This is a genomic window from Mycobacterium kyogaense, from assembly GCF_003254575.1.
In the GTDB taxonomy this organism is placed as follows: domain Bacteria; phylum Actinomycetota; class Actinomycetes; order Mycobacteriales; family Mycobacteriaceae; genus Mycobacterium; species Mycobacterium kyogaense.
The window spans coordinates 21,573-45,995 of the sequence record NZ_QJUA01000010.1 but is presented as its reverse complement, the minus strand read 5'-3'; the positions used below and the strand labels follow the sequence as shown (position 1 = coordinate 45,995).

Sequence of the window (24,423 nt, the reverse complement as noted above, 5' to 3'; positions counted from 1 at the left end):
ACGCGCGTGTCGTCAGGCGAGGGAGGTGGCCGCACGGGGTTCGGGGTGCGTGTCTCGCTTGTCGTTGCCGTCACCGTGCTGTTGGCGGTCAATGCGTTCGCGCTCTGGGGCGATCAGGTATCCCACCGGATCGCCGCCGCGGCGATGTGCGCGAGCAGCCTCTGCGCTGTCGGCTACGGGCTCGTCACCGCGCGGCGCATGCGGGGAGCATCGCGGTGGTGGCGATTACTCGCCGTCGGCGCGGTCAGCGCTCTGCTGGCGGGTCAGGCGTCCTGGTGGCTGCTCGGCGACGGTTCGGCGCCCGTCTGGGTGGGCCTGTACTGGTTGTTCCCCGTACTCGGGTTGGCCTCGGTGCTGGTGTTGGCGCTGCGTGGAGGTCAGGTCGCGGTGCCGGAGGACGGATCGCTGCGCCACGCTGCGATCTTGACACTGCTGGACGGGCTGGTGGCCGCCACCTCATTCGCCATCCTGGTGATCTTCGGGCTCGCCGCCATGTCCACGGCAGCGTTTCCGCGGTCGGTCGATCCGGCAGTCGTCGTTCCGTTCGCGCTGGTCGAGCTCGTCGTCGTGGTGGTCGGGGCGGTGGCCGGGATGGTGTATCGGCCACAACACCCCTACCGCGTCAACTATCTCCAGCTGGGCAGCGGCGTCGTGCTGATCGCGGCGTCAGATCGCATGATCGCCTACTTCGAGACCATGGGCCTGCACGGTGCGGCGCCGTGGGGCGAGATGGGCTTGGCGCTGGGGCCGCTGTTCATCGCGCTGTCGATGCGCCCGCGGGACCCGGCGCCCTCGCCGGGGTCTGGCCGCGCGCGCCTGATCGACTGGGCGCAGCTGGTCCTGCCGTACTCGGGGTTCATCGGTATCACGGTGCTGTTGGCGTTCCACGTCCTCACAGGCAATGAGCTGGGACCGGTGGTGGTCGCCATCACGGTGATCATGGTGGTTCTCGTCGCGTCGCGTCAGGTGGTGGCGATGGGGCAGCAGCGCCTTCTGACCCGCCGTCTCTACGAGGTGCAGCGGCGCCTCGCCCATCAGGTCATGCACGACGCGCTGACCGGGCTGCCGAACCGGCTGATGTTCGCTCAGCGACTCGAATCCGCCATGCGCGACGGCGAGTTCAGCCTGATTTTCGTCGACCTCGACGACTTCAAGGACGTCAACGACCGGTACGGGCACGCCGCAGGTGACGAGCTGTTGCGTGCGGTCGGAGAGCGGCTGCAGAAGTGCCTCTCCGACGCCGACATCCTCGCGCGGATCGGCGGTGACGAGTTCGCGATCCTGATCGACGCCGGCCAGTCAGACGATGCGCAGAATCCCGACCTGGTTGCCGATCGGCTGCGCGTGGCGCTGCGGGATCCGTTCCTGCTGCACGGCTGGTCGCTGCGGGTGCGGGCGAGCATGGGGCTCGTGCATTCCGGTGCCGGCCCCAGCACGCTGAGCTCCGACGACCTGCTGCGGCAGGCCGACATCTCGATGTACGCGGGGAAACGGCTCGGCAAGGACACCGTGGTGGTCTACCAGCCCGCGACCGGGCTACCCGCCGACTTCCCGTCCGCACTGCGTGCCGGCGCCGGCAACGTCCCGGCCGGCTTCACGCTGCTGTACCAGCCCATCGTCGCGTTGCCGGAGGAGACGCTGGTCGCGGTGGAGGCGCTGGCCCGGTGGACGGCGCCCAACGGTCTACAGATCCCGCCGGAAACCTTTGTCGCGGCAGCCGAATCAGCCGGTCTCGGGACTGCGCTGGACCGAATGGTGTTGCAGCTGGCCTGCACGGACGTGGCCCGCTGCGGCCTCGAGGTCGACATCCACGTCAACATCGGTGCCTCGCGGTTGGGTCACCCCGGGTTCGAGGACGAGGTACGTCGGACGCTGTCGGAGTGCGAGATCGACCCGGGGAGTCTCGTCTTGGAGATCACCGAGACGCTGCCCATCGTGGATCTGGCAGATGCGGCCGCACAGATCGACCGCCTCAACGGGATGGGCGCGCGTGTCGCCCTGGACGACTTCGGTGCCGGCTACAACTCGCTGGCGTACCTGCACGCGCTGCCGGTCGGCGTCGTCAAGCTGGACCGCAGCCTGACCGTCGGCTCGCAGGCGGTGCGGGAGTTGACGCTGTACCGCTCGGTGGTGGGGATGTGCGCCGACCTCGGACTCGACGTCATCGCCGAAGGCATCGAGACGGCCGACCAGGCAGCGACAGTGTTGGCGGCGGGTTGCCGGCTTGCACAGGGCTATCTGTTCGGTCGGCCGGCGCCGCTGGCCGACATCGTCGCCGAGTACGGCGCGCTGCGCGACGCACCGTGACGACGTTGTGCGCCCTGTGGACTAAATATCGGCTGGATTGTGTTGGACAGGCCGGTAGTATGAACGTTCCTGCTGGAAGTCAGCGGGGGTGCGAGGGGCTGAACGGTTTCGACTTCGCGCATCGAATCAAGGGAAGCGTGCCGGTGCAGGCAAGAGACCACCGTAAGCGTCGTTGCAACCAATTAAGCGCCGATTCCAATCAGCGCGACTTCGCTCTCGCTGCCTAAGCGACAGCAAGTCCGTCAGACCGGGACAGCCCTCGACCCGGACCCTGGCGTCATCTAGAGGGATCAACCGATGAGTTCGGTCGCGGGACTCATCGGGACACCAACAGCGACTGGGATCGTCATCCTGACTTGTTCGCGTGATCAGGAGATCCAAGTAGAGACGTAGCGGACTGCGCACGGAGAAGCCTTGAGGGAATGCCGTAGGACCCGGGTTCGATTCCCGGCAGCTCCACCGGACACAGGCCGGGCCACATGGCCCGGCCTGTTTCGTATCCCTACATCTTGACCACCGGCACCAGCCGGGTGAGGTTCCACAGCTGGTTGCGCCGTGCCGCCAGCGATGTCACCAGGATCGAACCCAGCCACAGCGCGACCATGAAGATCAGCGCCTGCCACAGCCGATGGTCGATGCCACCGAGGATCAACTGTCGAAGCCCGTTGACGCCGTAGGTCATCGGGTCGAGTCGATGCAGAGCCTGGAACGGCGTGGTGGTGGTTTCCACGGGGTAGAGCCCGCCGGCGCTGACCAACTGCACCATGAGCAGCATCATCAGGAGTACCTTGCCCAGCACGGGGCCGAGCAGGGCGCTGATCGCCTGCGCCACCGCGATGAACGCGCAGGAGGCCAGGATCATGAAGCCCAGCATGGCTACCGGATGTTCCGCGTGGACGTGCAGAGCGAACCGCACGACGCAGTACAAGATGATGGCCTGTGGTATTCCGATCAGGACTGCGGGTAGGTAACTCGCCAGGGTCACGCGGATCGGATTGATCTCTGCGGCGATCGCCCGGTTCTGCAGCGGACGGAACGCCATCCACAGCAGCATGGCGCCGAAGAACAGCGCGAGTGTCAGGAAGAACGGCGCCATGCCGGTGCCGAAGTTGGGCGCCGAATTCTCATGTGAACTCGTCAGCTGAACAGGTCCGCCGACCGTCGCGGCGATGGCGTCCTTCTGCTGGGGCGTCCAGTCCGGAACGCGCTGGGCGCCTTCGGTCAGCTTGGTCGCCAGCTCTCTCGATCCGGAACTCACCTGCGCTGTGCCGGAGCTCAATTGCCGGGCGCCGTCGTCGAGTTTCGTGATGCCGGCGCTGAGCTGCGCGTTGCCGGACGCCACCTGCTGAGCACCCTCGCGCAACTGGGTGAGCTTGCTGCTGAGTTCCTTGCTCGAGGCGGAGATGTCAGAGAGCGCGGAACCCACGGGCCCGCCCCCGGCGGCGGTGGCGCGGGCCTTGGCGAGCTTGGCCTGGATGTCGGCGGTGCGCTGATGCGCCAGCAGTTGATCGCGGGTGTCGCGCAACTTCTGAGTCGCTATCACCGACACCGGATCCTGATTGGCCGACAGGCTGTCGATGACCGACGTCAGCGACTGGGCGGCGGTGTCCTGGGCTCCGACGATGGTGCCGAGTTCGTCGGAAGCGTCCGTCAGTGCCGTTGAGCTGTCCTGGACTTGGCCGTTGACCTGATCGCTCTGGGTGCCGACCCGAGCCACCAGATCGGTGATCTTCAGCAGCGGATCGGTGGCGGTGTCGATGCCGTCCGACAGCTTTCGGGACCCGGCCGCCAGTTCCGCTGATCCGGAGCGGGCGGTATCCAGACCTGTCGTCAATTGCTGTGCGCCGCTGTCCAGTTGGGCTGCGCCGTCGGCAAGCCGATTCGCCCCGTCGGCGGCCTGCTTGATCCCCGACCCCGACGTGGTGATCACGGACAGCACCTGGTTGACGGCCTGTCCCGAGATCCTGGTCGACACGGCGTTCAGCACTTGCTCGACAGCGGTGCGTCCGATGCTCGACGAGATGTAGTTGTTGGCGTCGTTGTACTCGGCGATCAGTTGCGCCTTGCGGGGATTGCCGGTGGTGGGCGAGGCGATGGCCGCGCTGAAGTCGGCCGGTAACTCCAGCATGAAGTAGTACTTGCCGTGCGCCACTCCGTCGCGCGCCTCGGCGTCGTCGACCAGATGCCAGTCCAGGCTCTTGTCGCTGGTGAGCCCGTCGGCGATCTCTGCGCCGACGTTCAGGTGCTGACCGGACACCTCGGTGCCGCGATCGGAATTGACCAGCGCCACAGGCAGTTTGTTCACGTGGCCGAAGGGATCCCAGTAGGCCCACAGGTACAGCGCGCCGTAGGTCAACGGCATCAACATCAGGACGACGACGGCAATCCGCGTCATCCGGTTACGGGCGAAGCGTTTGATCTCCGACCCGAAGGCAAGTCCGCCCAGCATCTACTCAGTCCTTCTCTGCGATGTTCGGGATGTGCACGATGTGCTCGGGAGCCTGATCGCCGAGCGCATTCGTCACGCCCACCACGACCAGGCGGTCGGCCGCGAGCTCGCCGAGGCGTTGTACGGCCCGTGCTCGCTGCTCGTTGTCGCGCACCTGCTCGAGATCTCCGACCACCAGAACCGGTCGGTCCGAGTACTGCGCCAGCGCGACCTGGAGGAGGAATGTCTCCAGGTCACCCAGGTCGCCGATGTAATCGGTCGGCGCGGGACGGTCGATATCCCCGAACACCTCCGCCAGGACGTCCCGATGCCCGTCACGCGGACGGCGGAACAGGGGAGCGAGCCAGCGGCGCTGCTCGGCCAGGACCGTTCCGACGGTGACGGCCTCGTCCAGATCATCGATGTCGGCGAACGCGGCGATCGCGCAATGCCGGCGGATTGCCCGCGGTGAGTCGTCGCCGAAGACCATCACGGTGCCGGCACTCGGCTTGAGGCGGCCGGCCAGCGTGAGCAGCAACGCTTTCTGGCTGTGACCGCCGGGCATCTGCACTGCGTGCAGGCCCCGGTCGAGGTCGAGGTCCACGTCGCTGAACAGCGGGCCGTGCTCGCCGTCGAACGTCAAGCCCCGCGCCACGATGAGCGCGTCACCCTCGGCGTCGGGACGAGTCTGCGGCGCGTGTGGCGCAGCTTGGCTGCTCATGCTCGCCTCCTGGGTTGCCGTCGAGAACAGTGGGGTGCTTCAATACGATATGCATCCAATACGGAATGTATCGAGTTAGAAGGGCCCTTTGTCGTGAAGGTCACAGAGACGCCGAGAACCCGCCGGCGCAGCAACACGCGTGCACGGTTGATCCAGGCCACCGATGCGCTGATAAGCGACAGCGGGCGGACGTGGTTCGGCGTGGAAGAGGTGTGCCGCGCGGCCGGCTTCACCCGCGGGGCCTTCTACTCCAGCTACGACACGATGGAAGACCTGCTCTTCGAGGTGTACGAGCACCAGAACGACGCGCTCGTCGAGCGGCTACGGCGCACCGCCGAACCCCTGCTGGACACCACGGGCGTTCTCCCGACCGACCGCGTGGTGCGCCACCTGCTCGAGGCCGGCGTCACCGATCAACCCCGCATCGCGCTGCACGCGGCCCTGGTGGCACGCGCCGCGCATCAGCCCGACATCGCCAGGGCTCTGGACGAGCGCGTCGAGCGCCTTCGAGAAGGCCTGCAGGAGATCTTCGTCGACCTGATCGCCAAGACCGGCCGGACGTTGACCGTCACCCCGGAAGCTTTCACCCGCGCGCTGATGGCCGCCCAGGCCGGCGCCTCCGGACAGTTCCTCAGCGACCGCGCCGCCACCGAGGAAGTCCGCTACCTCACCGCGATGGCCGTTGTGGAGGGACTGTCCGCCTGACTATCCGGCCGCGTGCAGGGTGATCTCGGAGATCGCGGTGCGACTCTTGCCGTCGGTGGTGCCCAATGTGGCGATCCACACCAGAACGTTGGACGTCGCCGTCTGATCCGGGATGTCGATGCGGTTGTGACCTGGCTGCAGTGTCGTGGTCGGAGTCAGCGGCGTGGTGTCGGACAGCGTGGCGGGATCTTCGGTGGGCGACGATCGAACCTGGACCGCGGTTCCAGTGCTGGACAGGTCGATGGTGAGCGCGCTCAACGCCGTCGGTTGCGACAGGTGCAGCATCAGTCCCTCTCCCTCGACGAAGTTCGGGAACGGGACGGGGTCCGTATAGGTGACCGTGGACCACGACGTCTCGGGATTGCCGTCGAGTACCAGGTCTGCCTTGTCCGGATTGTCGGCGGCGCCCGCCGGCGCGAACACGGTGACACCGGCCGGCGTGACGGTCGTCTCCGGCCGCGTCCGGAGGCCGAACCCGTCGGTGAACCACGCGACGGCACCCACCGCCGCCAGGATCACCGCGGCGAGCGCAGCGAGGACGACGAACCGGCGGTGGGGGCGGCGGGTCCGTGACGTGTCAGGTGGCGTGTCGAACGCCGCCGTCGACCGGGACGACCGGGGCGCGGGGGACACCGGGGCCGGGTAGACGGTGATCTCGTCGGCCTCGAGTGTCCGGCCGTCCCAGACACCGTGCACGTCGACCGCGGCGCCGTCCCGCAGCTGACCGGTCGCGAGGTGGACGTTGATCGCGACGGGAACGGGAGTGGGCAGATGAGCGGGTGGATCGGATGGCCTCAACTGGAACGACACCGCCTGCATCGCGCCACCGGCGTCGACAGTGCGGTGCTGCACCCGGTCTGCGGTCCCGCGCAGCGCCAGATGCTCGAGGCGTTGCGTGCCGGGACTGACGGCCGGATCTGCTGCCGGTGCCGTCGCGTGGGGTTGCGTCGCCTCGGCGTGCCGAGGCCGGCGCGAGAGGGCTTCGGCGAAATCCAGGCAGCTGGGGTAGCGCTGATCGGGGTCTTTGGACAGGGCTTTGACGAGGACACTGTCGAGGTGCGCGAGTTCGGGCCGGCGCGCGGAGATGCGTGGGGGCGGGGTGCCCAGATGATGACCGATCACTACGGCACGGTTGGCGTCGTCGAACGGTGGCGCGCCGGTCAGGAGATGAAAGGCGGTGGCCGCCAACGCGTATTGATCGGCGCGCCCGTCGAGGGGCTGGCCGCGCAGTTGCTCGGGGGCCATGTAGCTGACGGTTCCGATCGCGACGTTGTCGTCGGTGAGGTTGTTGACGTCGTCGATGCGCCGGGCGATACCGAAGTCGGTGAGCAGCACGCGGCGCCGGCGTCCGTCCGACGCGGTGACGAGGATGTTCTCCGGCTTGACGTCGCGGTGGAGCAGTCGCCGTTCGTGGGCGAAGTCGAGCGCATCGGCCACCGCCGTAACGATCTCGACGACCTCGTTCTCGCCCAGGCCATGCGGGTAGTCCTGGGCGATCAACCGCCCGGCGTCCGTGCCCTCGACGTAGTCCATCGAGATCCACAGCCTGCCGTCGAACTCGCCCCGGTCGAGCACGCCGACGATGTTGGGGTGTCGCAGCGCCGCCGCCATCTCGGCCTCCCGGATGAACCGGGCGCGGAACTCCGTGTCCGCTGTCGAGGTGGGCGCGAGGATCTTGAGCGCGTCGTGACGAGGGAGGCGGGGGTGCTGTGCGAGATACACCTCACCCATCCCGCCGGTACCGAGCGGCCGCTCGATCACGTAGCCGGCGAATTGCTCGCCCTTGGTCAGCGGCATGCACAGAGCCTACAAACCGGCCTGTGTCACTCTGGTTCCGAACACCGGGAAGCGGGAGGGCTCCGTGGACGACACGCCATGAGCGGCGCCATCAGAGCCGCGCACCTCGGGGACGTGCCTGCCATCGAGCGCCTCGTCGCTGCGGCGTACAGCCCGTACATCGACCGCATCGGCCGGGCCCCCGCACCCATGGCCACCGACCACCACGACCTGGTCAGCACCACCGACCAGGTGTACGTCCTCACCGACGAGGAGGCCGAAGGGCAGATCGTGGGCGTCGTGGTGCTCGTCGACGAACCGGACCATGTCTTCGTCGACAGCGTGGCGGTGGCAACCGAGCGGCGGGGTCGTGGTCATGGGCGCACGCTCCTCGCATTCGCCGAGCAGCGGGCACGTGAGCGTGGCTGCGGCGAGGTGAGGCTCTACACCAACGCCGCGATGACGGAGAACCTCGTGTTCTACCCCCGCCTCGGGTACGTCGAGGTCGACCGGCGCGTCGACGACGGATACGACCGGGTCTATTTCACGAAAGATGTCGGTTAGCGCGCACTATGGACCCGATGACGACTGCCGAGCCGACACGACACACCGTTCTCGCGGATACCGACAGCGCGGCATATCACTCATTGCGGCAACAACCGGTGACGCGTGCCGAGCGGTACGCGCTGGGCAAGAGCCTGCGTCAACGCGTACCGCGACGATCACTCGCCGAGTGGACTCCGCCCGCCGACCGGAGGGATCCGGTGCAGCTCATCGAGGAGAACCATCGGGGGCGGGTCGACCGTCTCGTTCCCATCCGGGTGGGACGCATGGTCGCCTCGCCGTACGGATTCCTGCGCGGCAGCGCCGTCGTGATGGCCGAGGACGTCGCGCATCTGCCGGCCACGGGCATCACACCGGTGGTCTGCGGGGACTCCCATCTCGGCAACTTCGGTTTCTACGCCTCACCCGAACGCGATCTGGTCATCGACCTCAACGACTTCGACGAGGCCCATCCCGGCGGGTGGGAGTGGGACCTGCGGCGCCTGGTGGCCAGCATCTGGGTCGCGGGCCGCCACAACGGCGCCTCCGAGGACGACTGCGGGTGCGCGGTCCGCTCGTGCGTCGCCGCCTACCGGAGTGAGGTGTGCCGACTGGCCGACGAGCCGCTGTTCTCGCGGTCCTTCACCCGCCTCGACGTCGACAGGCTGGCCGGCGAGGCCCACGGGCCGCTGGCAGACGAGGTGCGGCGCTCGGCCAAGCGGGCTCGTCATCGCACCAGTGACCGTGCCCTGCCTCGGTTCACCGAGGAAGTCGACGGCGTCCGCCAGATCGTCGAAGAGCCTCCGTTGATCACGCGGCTACCCGAGTGGGAAGCCGACGCCCTCGCCGAGGCGCTCGACGACTACCTTCCGACGCTGTCCACGCATTGGCGCCGGGTGCTCGGGGGATACACCTTGATCGACGTCGCGCACAAGGTGGTCGGCGTGGGCAGCGTCGGCCTGCGCGCCTACGTGGCGCTCCTCGAGGGCTCCTCACCCGAGGACGTCGTCTTCCTGCAGCTCAAACAGGCGCGCCGGTCGGTCCTGGCGCGCTATGTGCACGGTGAGTCGGCCTGGCATGCCCACCAGGGACAGCGGGTGGTCGAGTACCAGAAGGCGCTGCAGACGGTCAGTGACCCGCTGCTGGGATGGACCACGGTCGACGGCCTTCAGTACTACGTGCGTCAGTTCCGCAACATGAAGGGCACCATCCCATTGGATGCGATGGACTCCAATGCTCTCGTCGACTACACCGCGGTGGTCGGTCAGCTGCTCGCCAAGGGGCACGCGCGCACCAGCGGCGCCTCGATGATCGCCGGCTATCTGGGCCGCTCCGAGAAGGTGGACAAGGCGCTGTGCACTTTCGCCCGCCGCTACGCCGACCAGACCGAGGCCGATCACGCCGCGCTGGTGGCGGCCGTCGAGCGGGGCAGGATGCCCGTGGAACGCGGCATCTGAGAGGTCTGGAAAGTCATCTCCCCGCAACGGGTTTCGATGCCAGATAATCCTGTACCGGGATCGGCCGGGCGGCCGCGTAGTCATCGGGCAGCACCACGTCGCCGGCGGTGGTGTTGACGTAAACGCCCCAGTGGAAGTAGCCGCGCAGACCGGCGGGGTCGGCGGCGATCACCGTTGCGTAGTCGTTGACGGCCCGCACGTACTGACGCGAATTGTTGTACCGGTACAGCGCATAGTCGCGGTCGCGGGTGAAGCCATTGGCGGCGAGGTAGCGGCCCGCGGCCATGATCGCGTCGCGCGGGGCATGGATGTCGCCGCCGGCGCCGTACGCCGCGAACGTCGACGGCATGAACTGCATCGGGCCCTGCGCGCCGGCCGTACTGACCCCGGCCACCCGCCCGAACGCGGTCTCGACGAAGTTCACCGCCGCCAGCACATGCCAGTCGACACCGAAGGCCGACTCCGCCTCGCGGTAATAGCCCATCAATTCCGCGACGGGCCGCGGCGCGACGATGCGCCACGCCGGCAGGGTCGCCCGGGGCCGCGCCATGGCTCCGAGCTGACGGCGCGCGTCGATGTTGAGGTCGTAGGCCCCGCGCAGCTCATCCGGCACCCGCGGCCGCGCGAGCCCGTCCCACTCGGGGTGGCGGGCGAGGAGACGATAGGCCGCCTGCTGGCGCCGGGCGGCGGCCACGACGGTCCCGTCGGACGACGAGGCATCGCGCAGCGCCCGTTCGTCGGCGACGATCCCATCGGCGAGCCCGACGGGCTCCGTCGCCAAGACCCGGGGTGCCGGCGCGGCGACCGGCGGCGGTGCGGGTGAGGGCCCGGTCGCGGGCGGCTCGGCTGCCGGTGCACAGCCGGGCAGCAGCAGCGCGGCGGACGCGATGAGCGTCGCTCCGATCTGACCTGCCGTTTTCCTGCTCAGGCCGCACTCCCTCCCTCAGGCGTCGAAGCTATCCCCGGCCGCCAGTATCGTCGTCACTGGCGATCGCGCCACAGTATGCGTCTGGCGGTTTCCGGTCACGGTGCCCTGGCAATACAGCCTGGCAACACGGGGCCAGGAATATCAACCACGAGCGTCGTCAACGGGCGCCAACGAGGAGGAGATGCATGTCGGAGTTGGAGGTCACCGACGAGGGGCACGAGTCGGTCGAGCCCACCTACGCCGAGCACCTTCATCCGGCGCGCCCTCGCACGCTGCGGTTCCGGCCGCGCGTCAAGTCGTCGTTCGTCCGTCGCTCGGTGGCCCAGGACGGCCCGGCCAACGGCACCAACCCCGCCTACGTGGAGTGGTTGCGCGCTCAATCGATGCTCGCCGACGCCAACGAGATCAGCGCCCAGTTCTCGGGCCAGGGTTCGATGTGGCAGAACCCCTTCGCCACACCGAATCCCCGTGGCGCCGTCGACACCGCCTCCGTGTGGTTCACCGCCTACCCGTTGTCGCTGATCACCCGCCCCGACGAGTCGTTCCTCAAAGCGATGGCCAGCGAGGACATGTGGAAGGCGTTCGCCGAGATCGGCATCGAGGCCGTCCACACCGGCCCGGTCAAGCGCGCGGGCGGTATCTCCGGGTGGCAGTACACGCCGAGCGTCGACGGGCACTTCGACCGGATCGGTACGCAGATCGATCCGGCGTTCGGTACCGAGGACGAGTTCCGGCAGATGTGTGCCACGGCCGCCTGGTACGGCGGCACGATCATCGACGACATCGTGCCCGGCCACACCGGCAAGGGCGCCGATTTCCGGTTGGCCGAGATGAAGTACGCGGACTACCCGGGCATCTATCACATGGTCGAGATCGACCCGCGCGACTGGCACGAGCTGCCCGACGTCCCGTCCGGCGCCGACTCGGTCAACATCGACGCAGCGACGGAGGAGTGGCTCGACAAGGCCGGCTACATCATCGGCCGGCTGCAACGGGTCATCTTCTACGCCGAGGGCATCAAAGAGACCAACTGGAGCGTCACGCGGCCCGTCACCGGCGTCGACGGCGTCGAGCGGCGCTGGGTCTACCTGCACTACTTCAAAGACGGTCAGCCGTCGATCAACTGGCTGGACCCGTCGTTCGCGGGCATGCGGCTGGTCATCGGCGACGCCCTGCACTCCCTCGCCGACCTCGGTACCGGCGCACTGCGCTTGGACGCCAACGGTTTTCTCGGTGTCGAGAAGGCGGCAGCAGAGGGGTCGTCGGCGTGGTCGGAGGGGCACCCGCTGTCCGAGGCGGCCAACCACCTGATCGCCAGCATGGTGCGCAAGGTCGGCGGGTTCACGTTCCAGGAGCTGAACCTGACCATCGACGACATCCGCCAGATCGGCGAGGCGGGCGCCGATCTGTCCTACGACTTCGTCAATCGCCCGGCCTATCACCACGCCCTGGCCACGGGCGACACCGAGTTCCTGCGGCTGACGCTGCGCACCACGCTGGAGCTGGGGGTGGACCCCGCGTCGCTGGTGCACGCGCTGCAGAACCACGACGAGCTGACCTACGAACTCCTGCACTGGGAGAACGGCCACCGCGACGACGTCTACACCTTCCGCGGCGGGGAGGTCACCGGGGAGCAGATCGCGGCCAGCGTGCGCAGCGACCTGATCGCGCAGCTCACCGGGCCGGGCGCGCCGTACAACCGGACCTTCACCACCAACGGAATCGCCTGCACCACAGCCTCCGTCGTGTGTGCGGCGCTCGGTGTGGAAGATTTCGACGACATCAGCGATGTCGACCCGATTCGCCGCGCGCATCTGCTACTCGCCATGTTCAATGCCCTGCAGCCCGGAGTGTTCGCGCTCTCGGGGTGGGATCTGGTCGGCGAGTTGACGCTGCCGGTGTCCCAGGTGGCCGAATTGGTGGCCGAGGGGGACACCCGGTGGATCAACCGCGGTGCGCACGATCTGATGGGGATCAACCCCCATGCCCGCCAGTCCATCGCGGGAATGCCGGTGGGGCGCAACCTCTACGGCCCCATTCCGCAGCAGCTCGCCGACGAGACCAGCTTCATCCGCCAGTTGCAGGCCATCTTGAAGGTGCGCTCGCACTACGGGATCGCGACCAGCCGCCAGCTCGACATTCCCGAGGTGTCGCACCGCGGCATGCTGGTGCTGGTGCACGAGCTCGAGGGTGAGGGACGATTCCAGCTGACGGTGCTCAACTTCGCCCAGGAGCAGATCGCAGGCACTGTTCGCTCGGAGCACCTGCCACCGGGGGCGGTCGTGTCGGACATGTTCAGCGGCAACGAGATCGCGACCGTGGACGATCTGCACAGCTTCGCGACCGAGATGCCGCCGCTGCACGGGATGTCGCTGCTGGTGGAGGCTCCCGAACCGGAGTGATCAGCTGAGGAAGCGGTCGGTGTAGGAGCGGAACCGGGCCGACAGCTCCTGTTCGTCGAGCCCGAACATCGCGGCGGTGGACGACACCCGGCCGAACCGATTCCGTTGGTGCCCGGCCAGATAGCCGTCGATCGCGGCACGCGCTTCGTCGGTCATCGGTTCGTCGGCCAGTGCGTAGATCCGTTCGGCGACGTAGCGTTCGTCGGCCATGAAGGCGTCGAAGTGGACGTCGAGCGACTGGTCGGGGCCGATCACATCGCGATCGCGCACCAGCGCCGTGAGCATCAGCTCCAGACGGGCCGCCCAGGCGGCCGCGATGTCGCGCACCGGCGGTGCTGCGCTGTACATCCGGGCCGTGTACACCACCATCGCGATCATCGATATCGCCACGGGCACCGGATCGCGGTGCGTGCACACGACGACGGCGCCGGGGAAGACGCGCTGCAGCACGGGGAGCTGCTCGAGGTGCTGCGGAGACTTGAGCAGCCAGCGGCGGCCACCGCGGAGGAACTGCATGGCCTTCAGCTGTGTGCGCAGGTACTCGTAGTGCGGCGTCTGATCGTGGGCGAGGTAGTAGTCACGCCACGCCGGTACGTGCGCCAGTGTCTCCATCAGCATCGTGGAGAAGTCGTTGGCCAGCAGCTGGATCTCTTCGTGCACATGCTCGCTCGTCATCTCGTGCATGGCCCGGAAGTGGGGGAGCAGCAGGTCGAGCATCGACACCGCCGTCTCCATGCGGGCCACCCGGGGATCGGGTGCGACGCCCGTCTCGGCCGGCAGGGGAAACGGCTCGGCACTCTCCCAATAGGGCATGGTGCGGAACGTCGGGCCTGCGGCCAGCATGTTGTGCAGATGCGTCGTTCCGGTGCGGGGAAGCCCCGCGATGACGACCGGCGGGACCAGCTCGAGGTCGTGGATCTCGGGATGCCGGCGGAGGAGGTCGGTGAGCAGCAACCGGTTCTTCAACCACTGCGAGAGCTGGCTGAAGAAGTTGACCCGGCCGCAGTCGTGCAGGTCGTCGAGGCCGGCCAGCGCGGCGAGGTAGACGTCGAGGCGTTCCCGATAGTCGTCGGAGCCGAAGTCGTCGAGGCCGGTGGCGTCCCGGGCGGCCGTGTGCAACGCCTCCGACGTCAGTGCGCAGCTGCCCGTCATCGAGGCGATCATGTCCCGAACCTGTTGTGCTGCAACGCTGTAACGCGGCTGCTCCAGGTCGGTCAGGTCGATGGTGGTCGGTGTGTCGTGCGTCACAGGCAGTTATGTTACTCTGAGTCACGTAATGACGACAGAGCTCGGCCGGCCCCGCGACCGGCGCATCGATGACGCCGTGCTGGCGGCCACCGCCGAGATGATCGGCAAGGTGCCGTACGCCGAGCTGTCAGTCGGCGCGATCGCGCGGCGCGCGGGAACCAGCAAGCCCGCGATCTATCGGCGCTGGCCCAGCAAGGCGCATCTCGTGCACGAGGCCGTCTTCCCGATCGGTGAGGCGACTCAGATCCCGTCGACCGGGTCACTGGCCCACGACATCCGCGAGATGGTGCGGCGCGTCGCGGCCCTGCTGACGGCCCCGGCTGCCCGCGCCGCGATCCCCGGACTGATCGCCGAGATGGCCGCCGACCCCACCCTGCATACCGCGCTGCTGAGGCGGTTCGGCGACGTGATCACCCGCGGGCTCGGCGACTTCCTGCGCGATGCCGTCCAGCGCGGCGACGTCCGCGCGGGCATCGACGCCACCGAACTCGCCGAAGCCGTCGCCGGCATCACGCTGCTCTCGCTGGTGACCCGGCCGGATGCGCCCGATGACGGCTGGCTCGACCGCACCGCCACCCTGATCACGAGAGGAATTGCCACGTGAGCGCCGAATCCACCACTGCCTGGCGGGATTTGATCCAGACCCTGGGCGAGCTCGACCGCGGTTTCACCGAGGGGGAGCGCGCCGTCGTCGACGACCGCCACCTCGCCGACGGGTACCGCATGCTGGCCACCACGCTCGGGGTCGCCTTCGACACGTACCTCTTTCCCGAGCGCAGTCGACCGCAGTTCGTGGAACTGAACACCCCGTTCCGCCGCGATCGACGCTGGGGAGGCGACAACACCGATGCGTGGTATCACCTGTGCCCGATCGACGAGCACCGCCGATACCGGATCAGCGGGAATCGCGGTGACAGCGTGTATTTTTCGGTGACCGCCTACAACGAGCCTGCGCCGGGTAGTTGGTCGGACCGGGTGGTCGGCATCGTCAACGACTCCGACCTGGAGGCCAGCGGACGGATGGACTCCGACGGTGAGTTTTCCTTCGAGATCGGACCGCTGCCCGGGGTGGCGGTGTTGGTGACCCGCGACTATCAGGCCGATCCGATGACCGGGCGCCCGGTCAGCTGGCGCATCGAGGCGCTCGACGAGCCGGACCCGATCCGGCATTCCGATGCCGAGACCGCGGCCTCGCTGCGTGCCTGCGCGGCCTGGCTGCGCACGATGTTCGCCATCGTTCCGCTGACGGTCGGCGTCCGGGTCGACGATTCGCACGCGCTCGGCCACGAGACCGGCCAGCGCGCCAACGTTTTCGGCGAGCCGTACCAGGTCCCGGATTCGAATTTCGGCTGGTCGGCCCGCGACGCCTGTTACGCCTATGCGAGCTTCGTCCTCGAGGACGACGAGGCGCTCGTCATCACCCATCGCCCGCCGTCCTGCCGCTTCTGGAACCTCGTGGTGTGGAACCAGTTCATGGGCGGCCACATCGTCACCGACGCCCGGGTCTCGATCAACGGTGCGACGGCGATACCGAATAGCGACGGCTCGGTGACGGTGGTCGTCTCCAAGAACCCTGCAGAACAGCATGGCGCGCATCCGAACGCGATCTCGACGGTCGACTACCCCAGGGGGAACCTGGCTTTCCGGTGGCTCCACGCCGACCGGGTGCCCACACGGCCAGAAGTCGAACTGGTGAAGCTCTCCGAGGCGCCGACGCAGGTGACCTGACGGCCCTCAGTCGAGGGGAGCGGTCAGTTCGATGTTGATGTCGTCGGGATCCTGGAAGGACAGGATCGCGATACCGGACTCCTCGAGCACCGAGATGGCGCCGTGCGGAATCCCCGCATCGGCCAACGCGCTCTGGGCAGCGGCCAACTCGGCGCGCCCGGCGACGGCGAAGCTGACGTGATCGAGGCCCATGTGTTGAGGATCGAAGGCGCCGTTGCCGCCCGGTCGCAGGCCGAACAGCGTGCCCTGCGGTGTCTGGTACACCGCTCCGCCGAAGAACCGCTCGGGTGACTGGGCGATACCCGGGTCGTCGGCCATCGAGGAGGTGTCCACCACCAGCGGCCAGCCGAACACCGTGTCGTAGAACTTCTTGGAGCGTGCGATGTCACTGACGGTGATGCGGACATGCGCGAACCCGGTGCTGTCGACGAGAGCCATACCGTCCGGCTTACCCGTCCGCAGACGGGTCAGCGCGCCCGGCGGCGCGTATTCACCGAATCGTCATCCGCGCAGTGGTACCGGAAGCCGGTCAGTCCTGCACCGCCTTGGCGACCGTCAGAAAGCGCGTCACCTCGTCGGCGCGGTCGGCCCGCATGGCCACCGACGTCGACGCGACCACCATGCGCACGATCACCCAGGCGCGGGCGCGATCCTCGTCCAGGCCTGCGACGTCCACCAGCGTCCAGAAGCGCTGCCGGATCGCGTCGCGCACCCGCCCGGCGATCCCGTCCCAGTGGTGGGTAAGCATCGGTGCCACGTCGTCGTTGCGGTCACCGTTGACGGGCCGTGGGTCGACGGCCAACCACGGTGCGCGTTCGGCGGCGCACACCGACGAAAAGTGCAGATTGCCGTGCAGCACCACCTCGGCGCCTGCGCCGTCGGCGAGCAGGTCACTGGCGAGGGTCCGCGCCTGTTCGACCAGCCGGCGTGGCACCGCGGGGGAGTCGAGCGAGGCATCGTCGAGCCAGCGTCGCAATGCGTCTGCGGCAGAGGGTAGTTGGGGCATCGCGGGCACATGGAGCCGCGCGTACAGGCCGGCCACCACCGCGCACGCGTCGGTGTCGGTGAGCGATGCCAGAGTGGTCGGACCGGCGCGCTCGGTCAGCACGGCATGGCGGTGCGGATCGGCGCGGAGAAGCCGAACGGCGCCGTCGCCGGCCCACCGGCGCAGCACCAGATGCTCACCGGTGAACGCCGACGAGCCGATCTTGAGCAGCGCCGGTGCGCCGTCGGACGTATGCACCGGTTGGGTCAGCGCGTCAGCATCCTCTTCGGGCCCAGCCCCGACGACTCCGTCGGCGCGCAGCCGCCACTGCTCGATCAGGTGCTGTGCCAGGGCAGCCCGATCGGGCACTACGGCGCGGCCGGGGAATGTTTGGCCTGCTGCTCGGCGGCGTGGTCCTCGATCGCCTTACCGATGGCATGCGCGGCGCGGTCGACGAACTCGCGTCCGCTTGCGGTCACCCACCCCTGTGATGCCCTCGGCGGCGTGAGGTGACCGGTGAAATGCGGGATCACGTACTGGGCGAACAATTCGTAGCTGCGCAGCTTGGCGGCCGGGGGCGCCCAATCGTGATCGAACAGCAGGAAGGCCCCGAATCCGCCGTCGCTGGCCTCGATGAGTTCCTCGATCTTGGCGACAGCGTCGTCGGGTGTGCCGATCACCGCGAAGCCCGACTCCCGGTTGTTGGCCACGATCTCGGAGACGGTGTCGCCCTGCACCGGGCCGGCGGGCAGGATGTGGCTGAAATACCGTGAGAATTCGGCGATTCCGTACGCGACGTCGCGCTCGGCCTGCTCGCGTGTCTCGGCCAGGTGCATCGGGCCGACGAGGCGCCACTTGGATCGGTCCGCGACGTGACCGTGCTCCAGCGCCACCTCCTCCCACGTCTTCCAGTGCTGGGCCAGCAGATCCATCCCCTGCCGGGCGGTCGCCGCGATTGACAGCATCCCGATGCCGTGCTTGCCCGCTCCGCGCGGCCCGGTGGGGGAGAACGAGGCCGCGACCGCGACGTCGAAACACGGATCGCTGTAGGGCGCCAGCTGCAGGCGCGCGTCCTGCAGGGTGAAGCCGTCGGTGCGCATCGTGACGGTTTCGCCGCGCAGCAACCGCATGATCGCTTCGAGGCACTGCTCCATCCGAGGGCGCTGCTCGTCGGCCGGGATGCCGAGCATGTGCGCATCGGAGGTGAGCTGGCCGGGGCCGCAACCGAGCATCACCCGGCCACGGGTCAGGTGGTCGAGAAGCACCATGCGGTCGGCGAGCATCAGCGGATGGTGGTAGGGCAGCGAGCTGACGCCGGTCCCGAGCTTGATGTGCTTCGTCCGCTCGGCGGCGACGCCGATCATGACCTCCGGTGAGGCGATGATCTCGAACCCCGCCGAATGGTGCTCCCCGATCCACGCCTCGTGGAAGCCCAGGCGGTCCATCGCCACGATCAGGTCGAGGTCGCGTTCGATCGCGAGCGTCGGATTCTGCCCGGTGGGGTGGAACGGTGCCATGAAGTTTCCAAAGCGCATCCGCCCATTCTGCGACTTCTGCGGATGTGCCGGGCCTAGATGGCGACGCAGCGGGTACTGATTCGCCGGCGGCCGGCCCGGAACCGGCCCGGAAAGGACCACCCATGTCATCGGAGGCCGATACCGCGCAGGGGGCCGATGCGGCGCCGACGAAGCTGGCCCGGCGGATCACGGGTCCGCTGCTGTTCCTGTTCATCCTCGGCGACGTCCTCGGCGCGGGGATCTACGCGTTGATGGGCGTGCTGTCCGAAGAGGTGGGTGGCGTGCTGTGGGCGCCGTTGGTGATCGCGCTGGTCTTGGCACTGCTGACGGCAGGCTCGTACGCCGAGCTGGTGACCAAGTACCCCAGAGCCGGTGGGGCTGCCGTCTTCGCCGAGCGCGCCTTCGGCAAGCCCCTGCTGTCGTTTCTGGTCGGCTTCTCGATGCTGGCCGCCGGCGTGACCAGTGCCGCCGGCCTGGCGCTGGCGTTCTCCGGCGACTACCTCGCGACGTTCGTCGACGTGCCCGCGGTGCCGGCTGCACTGGTGTTCCTTCTGCTCGTGGCCTGTCTGAACGCGCGGGGTATCAGCGAATCGCTGAAGACCAATGTGGTGATGACGGTCATCGAGCTGTCCGGTCTGCTGATCGTCATCGCCGTGGTGGCGGTGATGCTGGGCCGAGGTCAGGGCGACGTCGGCCGCGTCGTCGACTTCCCGGACGGATCGACACCGGCGCTGGCGATCCTGGGCGGCGCGATCATCGCCTACTACTCCTTCGTCGGATTCGAGACCTCGGCCAATGTCGTTGAAGAGATCAAGGATCCGAGCCGCGTGTACCCGAAGGCGCTCTTCGGTGCCCTGATCACCGCCGGAGTGATGTACGCGCTGGTCGGCATCGCCAGTTCGATCGCGCTGCCGGCGAGCGAACTGTCCGAGTCCTCCGGCCCGCTGCTGGCCGTCGTCGCCGCGTCCGGTGTCGGGGTGCCCGACTGGGTGTTCAGCCTGATCGCGTTGATCGCCGTGGCCAACGGCGCACTGTTGACGATGATCATGTCCAGCCGCCTCACCTATGGCATGGCCGAGCAGGGTCTGCTGCCCGCGGTGCTGACCCGGGTGTTGCCGCGTCGCCGCACCCCGTGGGTCGCGATCGTCGCGACCACTGCGGTGGCGATGCTGCTCACCGTGGTCGGGGATCTTTCGACACTGGCCGAGACCGTGGTGTTGCTGCTGCTCTTCGTGTTCCTGTCGACCAACATCGCGGTGCTGGTCCTGCGCCGTGACGAGGTCGCCCACCGGCACTTCCGGGTGTGGACGTTCGTGCCGGTACTCGGCGTCGCCTCGTGTGTCCTGCTTCTGACGCAGCAGAGCGCGCAGGTGTGGCTGTTCGCGGCAATCCTGCTGGCGGTCGGCGTCGTCCTGTACCTCGTCGCGCGCGGGGTGACGCGGCGGGGGAGCTCCTAGAGTGGCGCGGCCGGGCGGGTGAGCAGACCTGTCTCGTGGGCCCGGCGGACGGCGTCACGCCGACTCGTGGCCCCTAACTTGCCGAGGATCGCCGACACATGGTGATCGACGGTCTTCACCGACAGGAACAACCGCTCGGCCAGTTCGGCGTTGGTGAGACCGTCGGCGAGCAGGCGCAGCACGTCGAGCTGCCGGCTCGTCAGCCCCGCCGGGTTGGCCAATGTGCTGGTGCGCCGCGGCCCGGGCACGGCGGAGAGTCCCCTCGCGCGCAGATCCGCGCGTAGCTTCGCCGCCACCGCGTCCGCGCCCAAGCGATCCAGGGTGTCCAGCGCGCGGCGGCACGACTCGGGCTCCGCGGCCTCGATGCGCGCAAGCGCCGCATCGTAGGGACACGACAGCGCGTCGAACGCCTCGGCAGCCTCGTCGAAGCGGTTACCGAGAAGCATCGTGTAGGGCTCTGCGATGTCGGCGGTGTCGGCGACCGGCATCCGCAACCGATGCAACCACACCGCGAGTTCGCCCCTGGCCCATTCCAAACCGATGTGAGAACTGCTGTCGCGCAACAGTTCCAGGCATTGCGCGAGATGAGGTTCGGGGCGTCCGGTCAGCCAGTGACGCTCTGCAAACGCCGATGCAACGGGCAACAGCCGGATCGGCTCGCCGAAGCGATCGGCGAGCTCGGCGGCCTGGTCGATCAGTTCGCCGTCGTTACCGCTGCGGCGCAGCGCGATCAGCCCCCGGATCAGCAGCGGCCACATCCGGGCCAGCGGGGCGCTCGGGTTTCCCAGCACCGAATCGGCATCGGGCAGCGCTGCGTCCCAATCGCCGGACAGCAGGAGAAGTCTGCTGCGCGAACCGATCTGCACCATTCGGCAGATCGGCAGATCGTGTTCGACCATGAGCGGGATGCTGCGGCCCAGCAGGTCGGCGGCCGCACCGAGGCGGCGCTGCTCCACGTCGAAGTGGGTCAGGTTTGTGTATCCACTCGAGTAGATCTCGTCGATGTGCCGCGGTGCCCCCGACAGCACCGCCAACACGCGGTCCCGCGACCCCGCCGTCCCGGACAGGACGCCGCAGTACTGCCCGATCAACTCCACGCGCGCCGCCAGATCGGTGTCGGAGACGGCGGCGGCGATCTCGCGGGCGCGGTCCAGGACGCCCTCGGCCTCGGTGATCCGGTTGGCCTGCACCAAGAGATAGGCCTGCATCGCCACACCATGGCCCAGCTGGCAGAGATATGACGAATTATGCACGTTTCCAACGGTTTCGAGCGCCGCAACCGCCGCGTCGGCGTGCGCAACGGCCGCGGCGCGATTGCCGCTGTACCACTCGTAAACCGACAGCGCGTGGTGGTTGGCGCTCACCGCCACCGCGTCGCCCAGCGTGCGGCGCACCAGCAGAGCCCGCCGGCTCGCCGCGATCGCGTCGGTGAGCCGGTCGGTCAGGTAGCACTCCGCTGCCAGCAACTCGAGTATCTCGGCCTCGACGGCACCGTCCAGCACGCTGCTGTGCTGCAGAGCCAGTTCGAAGAACCGGCACGCCTGGGTGTGCGCGCCGGCCCGGGTCGCTGCTCGGCCGGCGTCGACCGCGGTCGCGGCGGCCAGCGCCGTGTCACCGGCGCCGAGCGCATGGTGGGTGAGAACCGCGGGGTCCGGCGCAGCGACCGTGCGCAACGCCTCGACGAATCTGCGGTGCAGGCCGGGTTCCGCGCCCGGCGGCAGTACGGCGGCGACCGCGCGCCGACAGAGGTCGTGCCGGAATGTCACGCCGCGGGCGTCCCGTCTGATGAGCTTCGCCCGGTCTGCGGCCCGCAGCGCAGGCAACGTGACACCGAGTCCGACGAGCAGGCGATCACCGATCGCGCCGGAGGCGCAGGTCAACAGCGCGAGGAGATCCCACGCATCGGCGTCGAGGGCGGTGGTGCGGGCCAGGATCGCGTCGCGCACCGTGGTGGGGAGTTCGGCGCCCTCGGCGCAATCCTGATCCAGCATCTCGCACACGAAGAACGCGTTGCCGCCGGTGATCCGGTGCAGCCGGGCGGGGTCGACGTCACGATCGCCGACGAGCGCGGCGATCGCGTCCACGTCGAGCGGAGGAACGCTCAGTGCGTGACCGTGTGCGGAGCGGGCGACGTCTCCGAGGAGTCCGCGCAGCGGGTGGGCCATGTCGACCTCGTCATCGCGAAGGATTCCGATGATCAGCAGCGACGAGTGCGCGGCCCGGCGGAGCAGGAACCGGAACAGGTCGAGGGTCGCCTGGTCGGCCCACTGGAGATCGTCGATCACGAGGATCGCCGGCGTCCCCCGGAGGTCGTCGAACACCGACGCGAAGATGTCGTAGGGCTGCTGACCGTCGGCGAGTTGGCGCCGCGTGGCCGGACCGAGGTCGTGGGCGACGTCATGCAGTGGCCCGAGCGGCCGCGGAGTGGTCAGAGGGTCGCACGCGCCCCACAGAACCCGCGTGTGGTCGTCGACGCGGGAGATGAACTGCTCGACGAACGTCGTCTTGCCCGCCCCGGACTCCCCACACACCAGCACCGCGCCGCCCTGTCCGGCACGCGCGCTGGCCTGCAGGGCCGCGAGCTGGTCACACTGCCGCTCGCGCCCGGTGAGGGTCACCGGCTGATCGTATCGACAACACCCCGCCGGTCGAGTGGGGAAATAGGGAGGTTCTCCCGATGACGGCGGAGGCGCCGGCGAGAAGAGTCGGGGACGTCCGGCGCGGGTCGGGCGCTCCACTGAACGACAGACCTCGAGAAGGAGAGAGCCATGAAGAGATTTCTCATCGAACGGAACATCCCCGGAGCCTCGGAGCTGACCGAGGAACAGTTGGCGGCCATTGCCTGCACCTCCAATGCCGCCGTCGATTCCCTCGGCGTCCCGTACCGCTGGGTGACCAGCTATGTCGCCGGGGACAAGATCTACTGCCTGCACGAGGCCGATGACGAGGAGACCATCCGGGAGCACGCCCGCCGTGGCGGTTTCCCGGCCGATGTGGTGGTGACGGTCGCGCACGAATTCGGGCCGCAGAGCGCCGACACCGCGTCGACATGCGTTGCGGGGTCTTGAGATCTGGATAGACGGCCGAACACCGCGGGCGCGTGATGGATAATGGCGAAATGTCCGAATCCGCCCGCGCGTCCGCCTCCTCATCTGGGCTGGGTTCGTCGGCGGGTCAGCTCGCCGCAGGGGCATTCCGATTCTGGTTCGTCGGGCAGCGCTGGGAGTGGTCCGACGAGGTCGCGCGCATGCACGGCTACGAACCCGGCACCGTCGAGCCCACGACCGAACTGTTGCTCTCCCACAAGCACCCCGAGGACCGGCGACACGTCCAGGAGTTGCTCGATCACGCCCTGCACTTCGGTGGTTCGTTCAACAGCAAGCACCGCTTCATCGACGCCGGCGGCGTGGAGCACAACGTCATCGTCATCGCCGATCGGATGTACGACGACGCGGGCGCAGTGGTCGGCACCGAGGGGTATTACGTCGACCTGACCGAAGCCCTGGACAGGGAGCGCCGCGCGGTGCTCGATGAATCGCTGCCCGATCTCTTCGAAGCCCGAGCCGCGATCGAGCAGGCCAAGGGCGCGCTGATGGTGACCTACGGCGTCGACGCCGACCAGGCCTTCAAGCTGTTGCTGTGGCGATCGCAGCAGACCAACACCAAATTGCGGGCACTGGCGGCACAATTGGTTTCAGAGCTGGCGCTGGTCGACGGCGCGGCGTTGCGTCGCCAGGTCGACCATCTGATGCTGACGGTGCACGAGCGAGTGGGATCGTAGGTCGAGCGTCGATGATCGAGACCTTGTGGTCGGTGATGGAGCCGGTGACGGCGAAGACGAAGGTGTGTGGGGCAGCTGGACGTCGAACAGGATGCTGACGGTGGCGCGGTGGTGGTGCGTGTCCGCGGCGAAGTCGATTCGAACTCCGTTGACACACTCGCCGATGCGCTCGACAAGGGATTGTCAGCCGGCACGGCTGCGCCGGCGAAGGCGCTGATCATCGACCTGACACAGGTGTCGTATTTCGGCAGCGCAGGGCTGAACGCAGTACTGAGCTGTTACGAACGCGGCCGCGACGCCGGCGTCGCGGTGCGCGTGGTCGCCGACAACCCGGAGGTGATCCGGCCGATCGAGGTGACCAAGCTGGACAACGTGCTGCGCCCCCATCCGTCCGTCTCGGCGGCACTGGCCGCGGACGCCGGACCACTGTGACGACCCCC

The 24,423-nt window shown here is 68.2% G+C and carries 20 protein-coding genes and 1 other RNA gene; 12 read left to right on the top strand and 9 right to left on the bottom strand.

Annotated features, from left to right (window positions below; translation table 11 throughout):
- The first annotated feature begins 45 nt into the window (after nt 1-45).
- On the top strand, nt 46-2,307 hold the full coding sequence (locus DMB80_RS09850; protein WP_240431102.1) for a putative bifunctional diguanylate cyclase/phosphodiesterase: 2,262 nt from the start codon (nt 46-48) through the stop codon (nt 2,305-2,307).
- 94 nt (nt 2,308-2,401) lie between these two features.
- Nucleotides 2,402-2,769, top strand: a transfer-messenger RNA (tmRNA) gene (gene ssrA, locus DMB80_RS09845).
- A gap of 40 nt (nt 2,770-2,809) precedes the next feature.
- Here ssrA and DMB80_RS09840 read toward each other — a convergent pair.
- Nucleotides 2,810-4,756, bottom strand: a complete 1,947-nt coding sequence (locus tag DMB80_RS09840; RefSeq protein WP_111509688.1) for a YhgE/Pip domain-containing protein — start codon at nt 4,754-4,756, stop codon at nt 2,810-2,812.
- Nucleotides 4,757-4,760: 4 nt separating this feature from the next.
- Entirely contained in the window at nt 4,761-5,456 is a 696-nt protein-coding gene (locus DMB80_RS09835) for a hypothetical protein (protein ID WP_111509687.1), read from the bottom strand.
- Between the two features lie 93 nt (nt 5,457-5,549).
- Between DMB80_RS09835 and DMB80_RS09830 the strand changes: the two genes are divergently transcribed.
- Nucleotides 5,550-6,161, top strand: coding sequence for a TetR/AcrR family transcriptional regulator (locus DMB80_RS09830; RefSeq protein WP_162938478.1), 612 nt, complete (start codon nt 5,550-5,552; stop codon nt 6,159-6,161).
- Here the strand turns inward: DMB80_RS09830 and DMB80_RS09825 are convergent, their stop codons facing one another.
- Nucleotides 6,162-7,958 carry a serine/threonine-protein kinase gene (locus DMB80_RS09825; RefSeq protein WP_111509686.1) on the bottom strand — a complete coding sequence of 599 codons (1,797 nt, stop codon included), beginning with the start codon at nt 7,956-7,958 and terminating at the stop codon, nt 6,162-6,164. It abuts the gene before it with no gap.
- Between the two features lie 78 nt (nt 7,959-8,036).
- Between DMB80_RS09825 and DMB80_RS09820 the strand changes: the two genes are divergently transcribed.
- Both DMB80_RS09820 and DMB80_RS09815 read left to right on the top strand, forming a co-directional pair.
- Nucleotides 8,037-8,501: a GNAT family N-acetyltransferase gene (locus DMB80_RS09820; protein ID WP_111509685.1), complete on the top strand. Its 465-nt coding sequence runs from the start codon at nt 8,037-8,039 to the stop codon at nt 8,499-8,501.
- A 17-nt stretch (nt 8,502-8,518) separates the two neighbouring features.
- Nucleotides 8,519-9,937 (top strand): DUF2252 domain-containing protein, encoded by a 1,419-nt coding sequence (locus DMB80_RS09815; protein WP_240431101.1) that lies wholly within the window; start codon nt 8,519-8,521, stop codon nt 9,935-9,937.
- Nucleotides 9,938-9,950: 13 nt separating this feature from the next.
- Here the strand turns inward: DMB80_RS09815 and DMB80_RS09810 are convergent, their stop codons facing one another.
- Nucleotides 9,951-10,841: a lytic transglycosylase domain-containing protein gene (locus tag DMB80_RS09810; protein WP_111509683.1), complete on the bottom strand. Its 891-nt coding sequence runs from the start codon at nt 10,839-10,841 to the stop codon at nt 9,951-9,953.
- 209 nt (nt 10,842-11,050) lie between these two features.
- On the opposite strand from DMB80_RS09810, the gene treS reads away from it, so the two are divergent.
- Nucleotides 11,051-13,267, top strand: coding sequence for a maltose alpha-D-glucosyltransferase (treS, locus tag DMB80_RS09805; protein WP_111509682.1), 2,217 nt, complete (start codon nt 11,051-11,053; stop codon nt 13,265-13,267).
- Here the strand turns inward: treS and DMB80_RS09800 are convergent, their stop codons facing one another.
- On the bottom strand, nt 13,268-14,515 hold the full coding sequence (locus DMB80_RS09800; protein ID WP_240431100.1) for a sulfotransferase family protein: 1,248 nt from the start codon (nt 14,513-14,515) through the stop codon (nt 13,268-13,270).
- Between the two features lie 28 nt (nt 14,516-14,543).
- Between DMB80_RS09800 and DMB80_RS09795 the strand changes: the two genes are divergently transcribed.
- Nucleotides 14,544-15,119 (top strand): TetR/AcrR family transcriptional regulator, encoded by a 576-nt coding sequence (locus DMB80_RS09795; RefSeq protein ID WP_111509681.1) that lies wholly within the window; start codon nt 14,544-14,546, stop codon nt 15,117-15,119.
- On the top strand, nt 15,116-16,243 hold the full coding sequence (locus DMB80_RS09790) for a DUF1214 domain-containing protein (RefSeq protein WP_111509680.1): 1,128 nt from the start codon (nt 15,116-15,118) through the stop codon (nt 16,241-16,243). Before DMB80_RS09795 ends, DMB80_RS09790 begins: the two co-directional genes overlap by 4 nt.
- A gap of 6 nt (nt 16,244-16,249) precedes the next feature.
- Here the strand turns inward: DMB80_RS09790 and DMB80_RS09785 are convergent, their stop codons facing one another.
- The 3 genes from DMB80_RS09785 to DMB80_RS09775 form a co-directional block, all read right to left on the bottom strand.
- Entirely contained in the window at nt 16,250-16,681 is a 432-nt protein-coding gene (locus DMB80_RS09785) for a VOC family protein (RefSeq protein ID WP_111509679.1), read from the bottom strand.
- 91 nt (nt 16,682-16,772) lie between these two features.
- On the bottom strand, nt 16,773-17,597 hold the full coding sequence (locus DMB80_RS09780; RefSeq protein WP_111509678.1) for an aminoglycoside phosphotransferase family protein: 825 nt from the start codon (nt 17,595-17,597) through the stop codon (nt 16,773-16,775).
- Nucleotides 17,597-18,763, bottom strand: a complete 1,167-nt coding sequence (locus DMB80_RS09775; protein ID WP_111509677.1) for an LLM class flavin-dependent oxidoreductase — start codon at nt 18,761-18,763, stop codon at nt 17,597-17,599. The genes DMB80_RS09780 and DMB80_RS09775 overlap by 1 nt, the downstream gene beginning before the upstream one ends.
- A gap of 104 nt (nt 18,764-18,867) precedes the next feature.
- Here DMB80_RS09775 and DMB80_RS09770 point away from each other — a divergent pair, with 104 nt between their 5' ends.
- Nucleotides 18,868-20,202: an APC family permease gene (locus tag DMB80_RS09770; protein ID WP_111509676.1), complete on the top strand. Its 1,335-nt coding sequence runs from the start codon at nt 18,868-18,870 to the stop codon at nt 20,200-20,202.
- Here DMB80_RS09770 and DMB80_RS09765 read toward each other — a convergent pair.
- A complete protein-coding gene (locus DMB80_RS09765; RefSeq protein WP_111509675.1) occupies nt 20,199-22,820 on the bottom strand; it encodes an ATP-binding protein in 2,622 nt (873 codons plus the stop codon). The two genes, DMB80_RS09770 and DMB80_RS09765, sit on opposite strands and share 4 nt — an antisense overlap.
- A gap of 150 nt (nt 22,821-22,970) precedes the next feature.
- Here DMB80_RS09765 and DMB80_RS09760 point away from each other — a divergent pair, with 150 nt between their 5' ends.
- The 3 genes from DMB80_RS09760 to DMB80_RS09750 all read left to right on the top strand — a co-directional run bounded on the left by DMB80_RS09760 (nt 22,971) and on the right by DMB80_RS09750 (nt 24,415).
- Nucleotides 22,971-23,270: a DUF4242 domain-containing protein gene (locus DMB80_RS09760; protein WP_111509674.1), complete on the top strand. Its 300-nt coding sequence runs from the start codon at nt 22,971-22,973 to the stop codon at nt 23,268-23,270.
- 50 nt (nt 23,271-23,320) lie between these two features.
- Nucleotides 23,321-23,983: a PAS and ANTAR domain-containing protein gene (locus DMB80_RS09755; RefSeq protein ID WP_111509673.1), complete on the top strand. Its 663-nt coding sequence runs from the start codon at nt 23,321-23,323 to the stop codon at nt 23,981-23,983.
- A gap of 66 nt (nt 23,984-24,049) precedes the next feature.
- Entirely contained in the window at nt 24,050-24,415 is a 366-nt protein-coding gene (locus DMB80_RS09750) for an STAS domain-containing protein (protein WP_111509672.1), read from the top strand.
- The last annotated feature ends 8 nt before the right edge of the window (nt 24,416-24,423 follow it).

What these genes read in the sequence shown, in the direction of transcription:
- DMB80_RS09820 (WP_111509685.1), top strand. Translation starts at nt 8,037, where the DNA reads ATGAGCGGCGCCATCAGAGCCGCGCACCTCGGGGACGTGCCTGCCATC.
- DMB80_RS09755 (WP_111509673.1), top strand. Translation starts at nt 23,321, where the DNA reads ATGTCCGAATCCGCCCGCGCGTCCGCCTCCTCATCTGGGCTGGGTTCG.
- DMB80_RS09785 (WP_111509679.1), bottom strand. Translation starts at nt 16,681, where the DNA reads ATGGCTCTCGTCGACAGCACCGGGTTCGCGCATGTCCGCATCACCGTC.
- DMB80_RS09835 (WP_111509687.1), bottom strand. Translation starts at nt 5,456, where the DNA reads ATGAGCAGCCAAGCTGCGCCACACGCGCCGCAGACTCGTCCCGACGCC.
- treS (WP_111509682.1), top strand. Translation starts at nt 11,051, where the DNA reads ATGTCGGAGTTGGAGGTCACCGACGAGGGGCACGAGTCGGTCGAGCCC.
- DMB80_RS09825 (WP_111509686.1), bottom strand. Translation starts at nt 7,958, where the DNA reads ATGCCGCTGACCAAGGGCGAGCAATTCGCCGGCTACGTGATCGAGCGG.
- DMB80_RS09840 (WP_111509688.1), bottom strand. Translation starts at nt 4,756, where the DNA reads ATGCTGGGCGGACTTGCCTTCGGGTCGGAGATCAAACGCTTCGCCCGT.
- DMB80_RS09770 (WP_111509676.1), top strand. Translation starts at nt 18,868, where the DNA reads ATGTCATCGGAGGCCGATACCGCGCAGGGGGCCGATGCGGCGCCGACG.
- DMB80_RS09760 (WP_111509674.1), top strand. Translation starts at nt 22,971, where the DNA reads ATGAAGAGATTTCTCATCGAACGGAACATCCCCGGAGCCTCGGAGCTG.
- DMB80_RS09815 (WP_240431101.1), top strand. Translation starts at nt 8,519, where the DNA reads ATGACGACTGCCGAGCCGACACGACACACCGTTCTCGCGGATACCGAC.
- DMB80_RS09775 (WP_111509677.1), bottom strand. Translation starts at nt 18,763, where the DNA reads ATGCGCTTTGGAAACTTCATGGCACCGTTCCACCCCACCGGGCAGAAT.
- DMB80_RS09795 (WP_111509681.1), top strand. Translation starts at nt 14,544, where the DNA reads ATGACGACAGAGCTCGGCCGGCCCCGCGACCGGCGCATCGATGACGCC.